The organism is Flavobacterium chuncheonense, assembly GCF_042686145.1.
GTDB lineage: Bacteria > Bacteroidota > Bacteroidia > Flavobacteriales > Flavobacteriaceae > Flavobacterium > Flavobacterium chuncheonense.
Genome location: NZ_JBHUPC010000010.1, coordinates 346,658 through 359,580 on the forward strand (window position 1 = coordinate 346,658; position 12,923 = coordinate 359,580).

The 12,923-nt window shown below is 35.1% G+C and carries 23 protein-coding genes; all 23 read right to left on the reverse strand.

The window, feature by feature from the left end; all coding sequences use genetic code 11:
• Window position 1: 1 nt before the first annotated feature.
• The 23 genes from secY to fusA all read right to left on the reverse strand — a co-directional run bounded on the left by secY (window position 2) and on the right by fusA (window position 12,922).
• Window positions 2-1,348 (reverse strand): preprotein translocase subunit SecY, encoded by a 1,347-nt coding sequence (gene secY, locus ACFS5J_RS03500; RefSeq protein WP_379810613.1) that lies wholly within the window; start codon window positions 1,346-1,348, stop codon window positions 2-4.
• Window positions 1,349-1,361: 13 nt separating this feature from the next.
• Complete coding sequence (gene rplO, locus ACFS5J_RS03505) at window positions 1,362-1,814, reverse strand: 50S ribosomal protein L15 (RefSeq protein ID WP_379810614.1); 453 nt, start codon at window positions 1,812-1,814, stop codon at window positions 1,362-1,364.
• Window positions 1,815-1,825: 11 nt separating this feature from the next.
• The gene (rpmD, locus tag ACFS5J_RS03510; protein WP_379810616.1) at window positions 1,826-2,008 is read right to left on the reverse strand and encodes a 50S ribosomal protein L30; all 183 of its coding nucleotides are present in this window, start codon (window positions 2,006-2,008) and stop codon (window positions 1,826-1,828) included.
• A 14-nt stretch (window positions 2,009-2,022) separates the two neighbouring features.
• Window positions 2,023-2,547 carry a 30S ribosomal protein S5 gene (gene rpsE, locus ACFS5J_RS03515; protein ID WP_379810617.1) on the reverse strand — a complete coding sequence of 175 codons (525 nt, stop codon included), beginning with the start codon at window positions 2,545-2,547 and terminating at the stop codon, window positions 2,023-2,025.
• Window positions 2,548-2,553: 6 nt separating this feature from the next.
• A complete protein-coding gene (gene rplR / locus ACFS5J_RS03520) occupies window positions 2,554-2,904 on the reverse strand; it encodes a 50S ribosomal protein L18 (RefSeq protein ID WP_379810618.1) in 351 nt (116 codons plus the stop codon).
• Window positions 2,905-2,915: 11 nt separating this feature from the next.
• A complete protein-coding gene (rplF, locus tag ACFS5J_RS03525; RefSeq protein ID WP_379810619.1) occupies window positions 2,916-3,458 on the reverse strand; it encodes a 50S ribosomal protein L6 in 543 nt (180 codons plus the stop codon).
• Between the two features lie 15 nt (window positions 3,459-3,473).
• The gene (rpsH, locus tag ACFS5J_RS03530; RefSeq protein WP_379810620.1) at window positions 3,474-3,872 is read right to left on the reverse strand and encodes a 30S ribosomal protein S8; all 399 of its coding nucleotides are present in this window, start codon (window positions 3,870-3,872) and stop codon (window positions 3,474-3,476) included.
• A 76-nt stretch (window positions 3,873-3,948) separates the two neighbouring features.
• Complete coding sequence (gene rpsN / locus ACFS5J_RS03535; RefSeq protein ID WP_379810622.1) at window positions 3,949-4,218, reverse strand: 30S ribosomal protein S14; 270 nt, start codon at window positions 4,216-4,218, stop codon at window positions 3,949-3,951.
• A gap of 3 nt (window positions 4,219-4,221) precedes the next feature.
• Window positions 4,222-4,773: a 50S ribosomal protein L5 gene (gene rplE, locus ACFS5J_RS03540; RefSeq protein WP_379810624.1), complete on the reverse strand. Its 552-nt coding sequence runs from the start codon at window positions 4,771-4,773 to the stop codon at window positions 4,222-4,224.
• Between the two features lie 2 nt (window positions 4,774-4,775).
• Window positions 4,776-5,090 (reverse strand): 50S ribosomal protein L24, encoded by a 315-nt coding sequence (gene rplX, locus ACFS5J_RS03545; RefSeq protein ID WP_140996480.1) that lies wholly within the window; start codon window positions 5,088-5,090, stop codon window positions 4,776-4,778.
• An 11-nt stretch (window positions 5,091-5,101) separates the two neighbouring features.
• Window positions 5,102-5,470 (reverse strand): 50S ribosomal protein L14, encoded by a 369-nt coding sequence (gene rplN, locus ACFS5J_RS03550; RefSeq protein WP_007803649.1) that lies wholly within the window; start codon window positions 5,468-5,470, stop codon window positions 5,102-5,104.
• A 2-nt stretch (window positions 5,471-5,472) separates the two neighbouring features.
• Window positions 5,473-5,730, reverse strand: coding sequence for a 30S ribosomal protein S17 (gene rpsQ, locus ACFS5J_RS03555; RefSeq protein WP_023570336.1), 258 nt, complete (start codon window positions 5,728-5,730; stop codon window positions 5,473-5,475).
• Window positions 5,731-5,747: 17 nt separating this feature from the next.
• Window positions 5,748-5,939 (reverse strand): 50S ribosomal protein L29, encoded by a 192-nt coding sequence (gene rpmC / locus ACFS5J_RS03560; protein WP_379810625.1) that lies wholly within the window; start codon window positions 5,937-5,939, stop codon window positions 5,748-5,750.
• 12 nt (window positions 5,940-5,951) lie between these two features.
• Window positions 5,952-6,377: a 50S ribosomal protein L16 gene (rplP, locus tag ACFS5J_RS03565; RefSeq protein WP_379810627.1), complete on the reverse strand. Its 426-nt coding sequence runs from the start codon at window positions 6,375-6,377 to the stop codon at window positions 5,952-5,954.
• Between the two features lie 19 nt (window positions 6,378-6,396).
• Complete coding sequence (gene rpsC, locus ACFS5J_RS03570) at window positions 6,397-7,116, reverse strand: 30S ribosomal protein S3 (protein ID WP_379810628.1); 720 nt, start codon at window positions 7,114-7,116, stop codon at window positions 6,397-6,399.
• Between the two features lie 8 nt (window positions 7,117-7,124).
• Complete coding sequence (gene rplV, locus ACFS5J_RS03575) at window positions 7,125-7,535, reverse strand: 50S ribosomal protein L22 (protein WP_379810629.1); 411 nt, start codon at window positions 7,533-7,535, stop codon at window positions 7,125-7,127.
• A 9-nt stretch (window positions 7,536-7,544) separates the two neighbouring features.
• Entirely contained in the window at window positions 7,545-7,823 is a 279-nt protein-coding gene (gene rpsS, locus ACFS5J_RS03580) for a 30S ribosomal protein S19 (RefSeq protein ID WP_379810631.1), read from the reverse strand.
• 10 nt (window positions 7,824-7,833) lie between these two features.
• Entirely contained in the window at window positions 7,834-8,658 is an 825-nt protein-coding gene (rplB, locus tag ACFS5J_RS03585) for a 50S ribosomal protein L2 (RefSeq protein ID WP_379810632.1), read from the reverse strand.
• A gap of 6 nt (window positions 8,659-8,664) precedes the next feature.
• Window positions 8,665-8,955 (reverse strand): 50S ribosomal protein L23, encoded by a 291-nt coding sequence (gene rplW, locus ACFS5J_RS03590; RefSeq protein WP_379810633.1) that lies wholly within the window; start codon window positions 8,953-8,955, stop codon window positions 8,665-8,667.
• Between the two features lie 7 nt (window positions 8,956-8,962).
• A complete protein-coding gene (rplD, locus tag ACFS5J_RS03595) occupies window positions 8,963-9,592 on the reverse strand; it encodes a 50S ribosomal protein L4 (protein ID WP_379810634.1) in 630 nt (209 codons plus the stop codon).
• The gene (rplC, locus tag ACFS5J_RS03600; protein WP_379810635.1) at window positions 9,592-10,209 is read right to left on the reverse strand and encodes a 50S ribosomal protein L3; all 618 of its coding nucleotides are present in this window, start codon (window positions 10,207-10,209) and stop codon (window positions 9,592-9,594) included. Before rplC ends, rplD begins: the two co-directional genes overlap by 1 nt.
• 239 nt (window positions 10,210-10,448) lie before the next feature.
• On the reverse strand, window positions 10,449-10,754 hold the full coding sequence (gene rpsJ, locus ACFS5J_RS03605; RefSeq protein ID WP_045968439.1) for a 30S ribosomal protein S10: 306 nt from the start codon (window positions 10,752-10,754) through the stop codon (window positions 10,449-10,451).
• An 11-nt stretch (window positions 10,755-10,765) separates the two neighbouring features.
• Window positions 10,766-12,922 carry an elongation factor G gene (gene fusA, locus ACFS5J_RS03610; protein WP_379810636.1) on the reverse strand — a complete coding sequence of 719 codons (2,157 nt, stop codon included), beginning with the start codon at window positions 12,920-12,922 and terminating at the stop codon, window positions 10,766-10,768.
• Between the last annotated feature and the right edge of the window lies 1 nt (window position 12,923).

Sequence of the window (12,923 nt, forward strand, 5' to 3'; positions counted from 1 at the left end):
ATTAAGCTACTGCTTTTCTATTTTTACCTGTTTTCATCAATCCATCATAATGCTTATTCAACAAATATGAATTGATTTGTTGAATCGTATCAATAGCTACACCAACCATAATCAATAGTGAAGTACCTCCGTAGAAATATCCCCATGCACCCTGAACATTCAACAAACTTACTACAATAGCAGGTAATATTGCGATCAATGCTAAGAATAAAGACCCTGGAAAAGTGATTAAAGACATAATTTTATCTAAATAATCACCTGTTTCAACACCTGGACGAATTCCAGGAATAAAACCACCACTTCTTTTTAGATCATCAGCCATTTTGTTAGTCGGAACAGTAATTGCGGTGTAAAAGTACGTAAAAATTACGATTAACAAAGCAAATACTATGTTATAAACTAATCCGAATGGATCATTAAACATACTAGCTAATGATTGTGCTGTATCAGATTCCTTTGCAAGGCCTGAAATTGCAGCTGGTATAAACATAATTGCTTGAGCAAAAATAATAGGCATTACACCAGAAGCATTTAACTTCAATGGTATAAATTGTCTAGAACCCATCACATCTTGTTCAAATTCTCCAGAAACAGTTCTACGAGCATATTGAACAGGAATTTTTCTTACTGCCATTACAAGTAAAACACATGCAATGATAACCACAAACCAAAGAATCAACTCAAGTACCATCATCATGATACCACCGTTTGATTGAATAGTACGAGAACCCCATTCTTGGATAAAAGATTGAGGCATCCTTGCAATAATACCCACCATAATTAAAAGCGAAATACCATTACCGATACCTTTATCAGTAATTTTTTCACCTAACCACATAGCAAATATAGTACCTGTAACTAAAATAAGTACAGATGAGAACAAGAATGAAAATGAGCTAACTCCTAATAAGAATGCGTCTGAAGGAAGCGTTCTATATAAGTTATAAATATAACCAGGTCCTTGAACCAAAGTTATAAGAATCGTTAACCATCTTGTAATTTGGTTAATGGTTTTTCTACCACTTTCTCCATCTTTTTGTAATTTCTGTAAATATGGTACCGCAATACCCATTAACTGAACCACAATCGAAGCAGAAATATATGGCATAATACCTAATGCAAATACAGAGGCTTGTGAAAACGCGCCTCCTGTAAATACATTAATTAACCATCCAATACCTTCGTCTGTTTGGTTTGTAAGATTTCCTAATTTAGTAGCATCAATACCTGGTAATGTAACTTGTGCACCAAAACGGTACACTAATAATAAACCAAGAGTTAACAAAATTCTATTTTTTAACTCTTCGATTTTCCAAACATTGACAAAAGAATCTATAAATTTCTTCATTTTACTAAAAGGATTATAAAGTTACTACTTCTCCACCAGCAGCCTCGATAGCAGCTTTTGCAGTAGCAGTAAATTTGTGAGCACTTACTTTAAGTTTAGCCTTTAGCTCACCTCTTCCTAAAATCTTTACCAAGCTATTTTTTGTAGCTAAACGTGTGTCAATTAATACACTTAAATCAAGTGTATCAGTAATAACACCATTATCTACTAATGATTGAATAGTATCAAGGTTGATTCCTTGATATTCTACTCTGTTTATATTCTTAAATCCAAACTTAGGTACACGTCTTTGAAGTGGCATTTGCCCTCCTTCAAAACCAATTTTCTTAGAATAACCTGAACGAGATTTAGCTCCTTTGTGACCTCTTGTAGAAGTACCACCTTTTCCTGAACCTTCTCCTCTACCTACTCTTTTATTTTGGTTGTGAACTGAACCTTCTGCTGGTTGTAAGTTACTTAAATTCATAACGATTAATGTTATTTAGTTTCTTCAACAGAAACTAAGTGTTTAACTTTATTTACCATTCCAAGGATAGCAGGATTTGCATCATGCTCAACAACTTGTCCTAATTTACGAAGACCTAAAGCTTCCAATGTTCTCTTTTGAGTAAGAGGACAATTGATTTTACTTTTAACTTGTTTTACTAAAATTTTTGCCATTTTTCCTTGAATTTTTAACTTTTAAATACTTTGTCTAAAGAAATACCTCTTTGCTTAGCAATAGTAGCAGCACTTCTCATTTGTAATAAAGCATCAAAAGTAGCTTTAACAACGTTATGAGGATTTGATGAACCTTGAGATTTTGACAATACATCATGAACACCTACAGACTCCAATACTGCACGTACTGCACCACCGGCAATAACTCCAGTACCATGAGAAGCTGGCATTAAATATACTCTTGCTCCACCAAATTTACCTTTTTGTTCGTGAGGTACAGTAGCACTGTTCAATGGAATTCTAACAAGATTTTTCTTAGCATCTTCTACTGCTTTAGCAATAGCTTCAGAAACATCTTTTGATTTCCCTAAACCATGTCCTACAACACCGTTTTCGTCTCCAACTACTACGATTGCAGAGAAACCGAATGCTCTACCTCCCTTAGTAACTTTAGTAACACGATTTACATTCACCAAACGATCTTTTAATTCAAGACCTCCTGGTTTTACTAGCTCTACATTTTTATATTTTTGATACATAATTTCTTAGAATTTAAGTCCAGCTTCTCTAGCTCCTTCAGCTAATGATTTAACACGTCCATGGTATAAATAACCACCTCTATCAAAAGAAATGTTCTCAATACCAGCTTTAAGAGCTCTCTCTGCTACTAATTTTCCAACTGCATTTGCAGTTTCAACATTTGTACCTTTAACCACTTCTTTTTCACGAGAAGATGCAGCAGCTAATGTAACACCGTTTACGTCATCTATGATTTGAGCATAGATTTCTTTATTAGATCTAAATACAGACAATCTAGGTTGAGTAGCAGTACCGCTAACTACCTTTCTAATTCTGAATTTTATTCTTTGTCTTCTTTCACTTTTTGTTAATGACATAGTCTTAATTTTTAAGCTGATTTACCTGCTTTTCTTCTTAATACTTCACCTACAAACTTAATACCTTTCCCTTTGTAAGGTTCAGGTTTACGGAAAGATCTGATTTTAGCAGATACCTGACCTAATAATTGTTTGTCAAATGATGATAATTTCACTATTGGATTTTTACCTTTTTCAGATACTGTTTCCACTTTTACTTCTGGAGCAATCTCTAGAACAATGTTGTGAGAGAAACCAACAGCTAAATCAAGTTTTTGACCTTGATTAGATGCTCTGTAACCAACACCCACTAATTCTAACTCTTTAGTAAAACCTTCTGAAACTCCTATAATCATGTTGTTTATAAGAGAACGATAAAGACCATGTTTCGCTCTTTCATTCTTATGATCTGATGAACGCTCAACAATCACATGATTGTCTTCTACTTTAACAGTAACATCAGAAAAGTCCTGAGAAAGCTCGCCTAATTTTCCTTTTACTGTAACTACAGCATCTTTCACTTCTACAGTTACTCCCGCTGGAATTGCAATTGGATTTTTACCTATTCTTGACATTCTTTCGCCTTTTTATTAATATACGTAACAAATTACTTCTCCACCAACGTTAAGCTGTTTCGCTTGTTTCCCTGTCATAACTCCTTTCGAAGTCGAAACGATAGCAATACCTAAACCATTTAAGATTCTTGGTAAAGTTGATGAACCTGAGTACTTACGTAAACCTGGTTTACTAATTCTTTGGATATCTTTAATTACTGACTCTTTAGTATCTTTATCATACTTAAGAGCGATTTTGATAGTACCTTGTACAGTATTATCTTCAAATTTGTAACTTAAGATATACCCTTGTTCGAATAAAATCTTAGTGATTTCTTTTTTAAGATTAGAAGCAGGAATTTCAACCACTTTGTGATTAGCTCTAACTGCGTTTCTAACTCTCGTTAAAAAATCTGCGATTGGATCTGTATACATATGTATAGAATTGCGATTGTGGTTTTCAACAGGCACTCGCCTGTTGAACCTTCAATCAATTAATAATCTTTTTTTATTACCAGCTTGCTTTTTTAACACCAGGAATTAATCCTTGGTTAGCCATTTCACGGAAAGTTACACGTGAAATACCAAACTGACGCATATAACCTCTTGGTCTACCCGTTAATTTACAACGATTGTGTAAACGAACTGGAGATGCATTTTTTGGCAACTTTTGTAATGCTTCGTAATCACCAGCTTCTTTCAAAGCTTTTCTTTTACCAGCATATTTCGCTACTAACGCTTCTCTTTTCGCCTCACGGGCTTTCATTGATTCTTTAGCCATGTCTTAGTTCTTTTTAAAAGGTAAACCTAATTCAGTTAATAATGATTTAGCTTCTTTATCAGTTTTCGCCGAAGTTACAAAAGTAATATCAAATCCCGAAATTTTATTTACTTTATCGATATCAATTTCTGGGAAAATGATTTGCTCTAAAACTCCTAGGTTATAATTACCTCTTCCGTCAAAACCTGTAGACTTAATACCATTGAAGTCTCTTACACGTGGTAAAGAAGATGTAATCAATCTATCTAAGAACTCATACATTCTTTCGCCACGTAAAGTTACTTTAGCACCAATTGGCATACCTTTTCTTAACTTGAAAGACGCAACGTCTTTCTTAGAAATAGTAGCAACTGCTTTTTGCCCAGTAATTTTAGTCATTTCTTCTACAGCGTAATCAACTAACTTTTTGTCAGACACTGCTGCTCCAACTCCACGGCTTACAACAATTTTCTCAAGTTTTGGAACTTGCATTACATTCTTGTAACCGAACTCTTCTGTAAGAGCAGAGATTACTCTACTCTTATATTCTTCTTTTAATCTAGGTATATAAGCCATTACTATAATACTTGATTAGATTTTTTTGAAACTCTTACTTTCTTATCTCCTTCAACTTTGAAACCAACTTTAGTAACTGACTTAGATTTTGGGTCAATTAATGATAAGTTAGAAATATGAATTGGAGCTTCCTTCTTAACGATACCACCTTGAGGGTTTTTCGCACTTGGCTTCGTGTGTTTAGAAACCATGTTCACACCTTCAACTACCGCTTTATTTTTGTCACGGATAACGCGTAAAACTGTACCTTCAGAACCTTTGTGGTCACCAGCAATTACTTTTACTACGTCTCCAGATTTAATTTTTAGCTTTGTCATCATTTATAGAATTAAAGCACCTCTGGTGCTAATGATACAATTTTCATGAATTGTTTTTCACGAAGTTCTCTGGCAACCGGACCAAAAACACGAGTACCTCTCATTTCACCTGCAGCGTTTAACAATACACATGCGTTATCGTCAAAACGGATGTAAGATCCATCAGCTCTTCTCACTTCTTTTTTAGTACGTACAACAACTGCAGTTGAAACAGCACCTTTTTTCACGTTTCCGTTTGGTGTTGCATCTTTAATAGAAACTACAATTTTATCTCCTACAGAGGCATAACGACGTTTCGTTCCTCCTAAAACACGGATAGTTAAAACTTCTTTAGCTCCCGTGTTATCTGCTACTTTTAATCTTGATTCTTGTTGTACCATAATTATTTCGCTCTTTCAATGATTTCAACTAATCTCCAACATTTTGATTTAGATAAAGGTCTTGTTTCCATGATCTTTACTGTATCACCAATGTTACAGTCGTTTGTTTCGTCGTGTGCAACATATTTCTTAGTTTTCAACACGAACTTACCATATAATGGGTGTTTTACTCTTCTTGTTTCAGAAACAACAATAGATTTCTCCATTTTGTTGCTAGTAACAACACCAATTCTCTCTTTTCTTAAATTTCTTTTTTCCATCTTTCAGCAGAATACAATTATTGTAACTCTCTTTTAGTTAACTCAGTATTAATTCTCGCGATACCTCTTCTTACTGAACGTAATTGAAGTGGGTTTTCAATTGGAGAAATTGTATGAGCCGCTTTTAGGTCAGCGTAAGTTTTATTTAACTGACTAAGTTTTTCTTGTAACTCAGCTGCAGATAGATCTTTTATTTCTAATTGTTTCATAATATTTTTTGATTATGCTTCGAAATCTCTAGCAACGACAAACTTAGTTTTAACAGGAAGTTTTTGAGCAGCAAGACGTAAAGCCTCTTTTGCAACAGAAAGTGGCACTCCACCAACTTCAAACATAATCTTCCCTGGTTTTACAACTGCAGCCCAATATTCAACTGCACCTTTACCTTTACCCATACGTACTTCAAGAGGCTTTTTAGTAATAGGTTTGTCTGGGAAAATTTTGATCCATAATTGACCCTCTCTTTTCATGAAACGAGTAGCTGCGATACGAGCTGCCTCGATTTGACGTGATGTAATAAACATCCCAGTCTCATGAACCGATTTAATTCCAAACATTCCATTTGAAAGTTCATGCCCTCTTTGAGAGTTCCCTTTCATTCTACCCTTCTGTACCTTACGGTATTTTGTTCTTTTAGGCTGTAACATTTTTCTTTAGTTTAAAAAATTACTTTCTTTTGCGTGTGTTTGGTTTACCTTTTCCAGATCCTGCAGATTTAGACTTTGGTTTGTCCATACCTACTAACGGAGAAAGATCTCTTTTACCATAAACCTCACCTTTCATTATCCATACTTTGATTCCCATTCTACCGTAAGTAGTATGAGCTTCAGCCAATGCATAATCAATGTCAGCTCTGAAAGTTGACAAAGGAATTCTTCCTTCTTTGAAGTTTTCTGAACGTGCCATTTCAGCACCATTCAAACGACCTGAAATTTGAACTTTAATACCTTCAGCATTCATTCTCATAGCAGCCGCAATAGCCATTTTGATAGCTCTTCTGTAAGAGATTCTGCTTTCGATTTGACGTCCAATACTGTTAGCTACTAAATAAGCATCTAACTCTGGTCTTTTGATTTCAAAGATGTTAATTTGAACTTCTTTGTCTGTAATTTTCTTAAGTTCTTCTTTTAACTTGTCTACCTCTTGACCACCTTTTCCGATAATGATACCAGGTCTAGCAGTAGTGATAGTAACGGTTACAAGCTTTAAAGTTCTCTCGATAATTATTTTTGATACACTAGCTTTTGATAAACGTGCATGGATATACTTTCTGATTTTGTAATCTTCAGCGATTTTATCACCGTAGTCATTACCTCCATACCAGTTTGAGTCCCATCCTCTGATGATACCAAGTCTATTTCCAATTGGATTTGTCTTTTGTCCCATACTGTTTATTAATTGCTTTGTGTGTTATTATTTGATCCTAACACGATAGTAACGTGATTAGAACGTTTTCTGATTCTGTGTGCTCTTCCTTGTGGAGCTGGACGAAGTCTTTTCAACATCATTCCACCATCTACACGAATTTCTTTTACAAATAAGCCTGCTTCTTCGATACTTGCATCAGCATTTTTAGCTTGCCAGTTAGCAATTGCTGATAACAAAAGTTTTTCAACTTTTCTTGAAGCTTCTTTACTATTAAATCTTAATATATTAAGAGCTAATTCTACTTTCTTACCTCTAACTAAATCTGCCACTAAGCGCATTTTTCTAGGTGAAGTAGGGCAGTTATTTAACTTAGCAAATGCAACTTGTGTTTTTGCTTCTTTAATCTGCTCTGCTCTTTCTCTTTTACGAACTCCCATAGCTTCTTATTATTTTTTACCTTTATTTTTTGCACCAGCGTGACCTCTAAAAGATCTAGTTGGCGAAAATTCTCCTAATTTATGTCCTACCATGTTTTCAGTAACGTAAACAGGTACAAATTGACGACCATTATGAACTGCGATAGTTTGTCCAACAAAATCAGGCGTAATCATAGATGCTCTAGACCAAGTCTTAACAACAGCTTTGTTTCCGTTTTCGATATTTTCTTGAACTTTCTTCTCTAATTTATAGTGAACATAAGGTCCTTTTTTTAATGAACGTGCCATATCTTACTTATTATTTCTTTCTACGTTCTACGATATACTTATTACTCGGGTTAACTTTAGAACGAGTTCTATAACCTTTAGCAGGTAAACCTTTTCTTGAACGTGGGTGACCTCCTGAAGAGCGTCCTTCACCACCACCCATTGGGTGATCAACTGGGTTCATTGCTACTGGTCTAGTTCTTGGTCTTCTACCTAACCATCTAGATCTACCAGCTTTACCTGATACTACTAATTGGTGATCTGAGTTAGAAACTGCTCCGATTGTAGCCGAACAAGTTAACAAGATTAATCTTGTTTCTCCTGAAGGCATTTTAATTGTAGCATATTTTCCATCTCTCGCCATCAATTGAGCAAAAGTTCCAGCAGAACGAGCGATAACAGCTCCTTGACCTGGTCTTAATTCGATACATGAAATAACAGTACCTAGAGGAATTTTACTTAAAGGTAAAGTATTACCAATTTCTGGAGCCGCTTCTGGTCCAGAAACTACAGTTTGCCCAACTTCTAATCCATTTTGTGCAATAACATAAGTCTTAGCACCATCAGCATAAGCTAATAATGAAATAAAAGCAGAACGGTTCGGATCGTACTCGATAGTTTTAACCGTAGCAGGAACACCTACTTTAGTTCTTTTAAAATCAACGATACGATACTTTTGCTTATGACCACCGCCCATATAACGCATGGTCATTTTTCCTTGACTATTTCTACCTCCTGAGTTTTTTTTCGGTGCCAATAATGACTTTTCCGGCTTATCAGTTGTAATAGTGTCAAAGCTATTTACAACTCTAAAACGCTGACCCGGGGTAATAGGTTTTAATTTTCTAACTGACATTTTCTATTAGATATTATTGTAAAAATCTATTGTTTCTCCTTCTTGAACTTGAACAACTGCTTTCTTGTAAGCATTTGTTTTTCCACTGATTAAACCACTTTTAGTGTACTTAACGCTTCTATCAGCTCTGTAATTCATTGTATTAACAGCAACAACATTCACCCCATAAGCAGCCTCAACAGCGTTTTTGATTTGAATTTTATTTGCTTTTTTATCAACTACAAAACCAAAACGGTTAAATAATTCACCATCTTTAGTTATTTTTTCAGTTATAATAGGCTTAATAATGATACTCATAACCTTCTTATTTACTTAAATTAGCTTCAATTACGTCAACTGAACCTTCTAAAAGAACTAATTTAGATGCGTTTAAAACACCGTAAGTATTTAATTCTGAAGTAGTTACAACCGAAGACGATTTTAAATTGCGTGACGACAAATATACATTTTTATTTGCATCGCCCAATACAAATAATGATTTTTTATTTTCCAACCCTAAAGCTTTCAATACGTTAATGAAATTTTTAGTGTTTGGAGCTTCAAATGTGAAGTCTTCTACAACTATCAAATTAGACTCTTTTGCTTTTAAAGATAAAGCCGATTTACGCGCTAATCTTTTTAAGTTTTTGTTTAATTTGAAAGAATAACTTCTTGGAGTTGGTCCAAAAATAGTTCCTCCACCTTTAAACAAAGGGTTTTTAATACTTCCTGCACGAGCAGTACCAGTTCCCTTTTGTTTTTTAATCTTACGTGTACTTCCTGTAACTTCAGCTCTCTCTTTAGACTTGTGAGTACCTTGTCTTTGATTTGCCAAATATTGTTTTACATCAAGATATACAGCGTGATTGTTAGGCTCTATAGCGAATACTGAATCAGAAAGTTGAACTTTTCTACCAGTATCTTTTCCGTTGAAATCTAATACTTTTACTTCCATTACTTCTGAATGATTACATAAGAGTTTTTATGCCCTGGCACACATCCTTTAACAACTAAAAGATTTTTATCAGCCACAACTTTTAAAACTTTAAGGTTTTGAATCGTTACATTATCACCACCTGTTCTTCCAGCCATACGCATTCCTTTGAATACTCTAGACGGATAAGACGATGCTCCTACAGAACCTGGCGCTCTTAAACGGTTATGTTGACCGTGAGTTGCTTGACCAACACCACCAAATCCGTGACGTTTAACAACCCCTTGAAAACCTTTACCTTTAGACACACCTTGCACGTCTACAAATTCTCCTTCAGCGAATAAATCAACTGTTAAAACTTCACCTAACTTGTGTTCTTCTTCAAAGTACTTGAACTCAACGACTTTCTTCTTAGCAACAGTTGCAGCTTTCTTGAAGTGACCTTCTTCAGCTTTAATTGTATGCTTTTCAGTTTTGTCATCGAAACCAAGCTGAAGAGCACTATACCCGTCAACCTCTTCGGTTCTGACTTGGGTAACTACACATGGACCAGCTTCAATTACTGTACAAGGAATATTTTTCCCGTTCTCATCAAAGATGCTAGTCATGCCAATTTTTCTTCCGATTAACCCAGACATATAAAACTAATTATTAATTAAACTCTATTTTTATTGTACTCAAAATCTTGAGCACTTCCTCTTTTTGAGGGTGCAAATATATAAATATTATTTAAATACCGCAAATTTAATTAGTTAGCTCAAAAAAATCATTTTTTAAAGCCTTAAACCAATTAAACTCGGGTATTTAAAAAAAAACCGCAGTACTAAATACTGACGGTTTTTATTTTGAATGCTACTTTATTGCAGCTAAAAATCAACTATACTTTGATCTCTACTTCAACACCACTAGGCAATTCTAATTTCATTAAAGCATCAATAGTCTTAGATGAAGAACTATAAATGTCTAACAATCTTTTATATGAACTTAGTTCAAATTGCTCTCTTGATTTCTTGTTAACGTGTGGAGAACGTAAAACAGTAAAAATCTTTTTGTTCGTTGGTAATGGAATTGGACCTGTCACAACAGCACCTGTACTTTTTACAGTTTTCACAATCTTCTCAGCAGATTTATCTACTAAGTTATGATCGTATGATTTTAATTTTATTCTGATTTTTTGACTCATTTTCTTAAGAATTAAGCGTTACCTTTTGCTTTTTTGATTACCTCTTCTGAAATATTAGATGGCGTTTCAGCATAGTGAGAGAATTCCATAGTAGAAGTTGCTCTACCAGAAGATAACGTTCTCAATGTTGTAACATAACCAAACATTTCCGACAAAGGCACATCAGCTTTAATAGTTTTTGCACCATTTCTATCACCCATATCATTTACTTGACCACGACGACGGTTCAAGTCACCTACGATATCACCCATATTTTCTTCTGGAGTAATAACTTCGATTTTCATGATAGGCTCAAGAATAACAGCACCAGCAGCTTTTGCTACTTCTTTGTATCCTAATTTAGCAGCTAATTCGAAAGATAGAGCATCAGAATCCACAGGGTGGAAAGATCCATCTAATAAAGTAACTTTTAAACTATCAACAGCATAACCAGCTAAAGGTCCTGACTTCATTGCTTCTTTAAATCCTTTTTCTACAGCAGGAATATACTCTTTAGGTACGTTACCACCCTTAACTTCATTGACAAACTGTAATCCCATTGCTGGTTTACCATCAACATCGTCAGCAGGCTCTAAACGGAAAACGATATCTCCAAATTTACCACGACCTCCAGATTGTTTCTTATACACCTCTCTGTGTTGAGCAGATCTTGTAAACGCTTCCTTGTACTCAACTTGAGGCTCACCTTGATTCACTTCAACTTTGAATTCACGCTTCATACGATCGATCAATACATCTAAGTGAAGCTCACCCATTCCAGAAATAACCGTTTGACCAGAAGCCTCATCAGTTTTAACTGTAAACGTTGGATCTTCCTCAGCCAATTTAGCTAAAGCCATACCCATTTTATCAACGTCAGCTTTAGTTTTAGGTTCAATAGCAATACCAATTACAGGATCAGGGAATTTCATTGACTCAAGAATAATTGGGTGTTTTTCATCACACATTGTATCTCCAGTCTTGATATCTTTAAATCCTACAGCAGCTCCAATATCTCCAGCCTCAATAAATTCGATTGGATTTTGTTTGTTAGCATGCATTTGATAGATACGAGAAATACGCTCTTTATTTCCTGAACGCGTGTTCAAGATATAAGAACCCGCATCTAAACGACCTGAATAAGCACGGAAGAAAGCCAAACGACCAACATAAGGGTCAGTAGCAATTTTAAATGCCAAAGCAGCAAACGGCTCTTTTACATCAGGACGACGTAATATCTTAGTTTGATCTTCCTCTAATAAATCTAAATCATCAGGATGAATACCTTCAATTCCTTCTTTATCCAATGGAGATGGTAAATATTTACAAACTGCATCTAACATGAACTGAACTCCTTTGTTTTTAAAAGAAGAACCAGCAAGCATAGGAATGATTGCCATATCAATAGTAGCTGCACGTAATGCATTGTTAATTTCTTCCTCTGTAATAGAGTTTTCATCTTCCATGTATTTATCCAAAAGATTCTCGTCGTAACTAGCAATCTCTTCGATAAGGATAGAACGATAATGCTTCACATCATCCACCATATCCTCAGGAATTTCGATAATATCAAAAGTAGCACCTTGTGTTTCATCATGCCATACAATAGCTTGATTTTTCACTAAGTCAACAACTCCTTTAAAATCAGCTTCGTCACCGATTGGCAAAGTAATTGCTACTGCATTTGATTTCAACATATCTTTTACTTGCTGACATACTGCTAAGAAGTTAGCACCTTGACGGTCCATCTTGTTAACAAACCCCATACGAGGTACACGGTACTGATCTGCAAGTCTCCAGTTTGTTTCTGATTGAGGCTCAACACCATCTACAGCAGAAAACAAGAATACCAATCCATCTAATACACGTAACGAACGGTTTACCTCTACAGTAAAGTCAACGTGACCAGGAGTATCAATAATATTGAAGTGGTATGATTGTGATTCTGGTAAAACTTTACCTTGATCTGTTGGGAAATTCCACTCACAAGTTGTCGCAGCAGAAGTAATAGTAATACCTCTTTCTTGCTCCTGCGCCATCCAGTCCATTGTAGCAGCACCATCATGCACTTCTCCAATTTTGTGTGATTTTCCAGTATAAAATAGAATACGCTCCGTTGTTGTTGTTTTACCAGCATCAATGTGAGCCGCGATTCCGATATTTCTAGTATATTTTAAATCTCTAGCCATT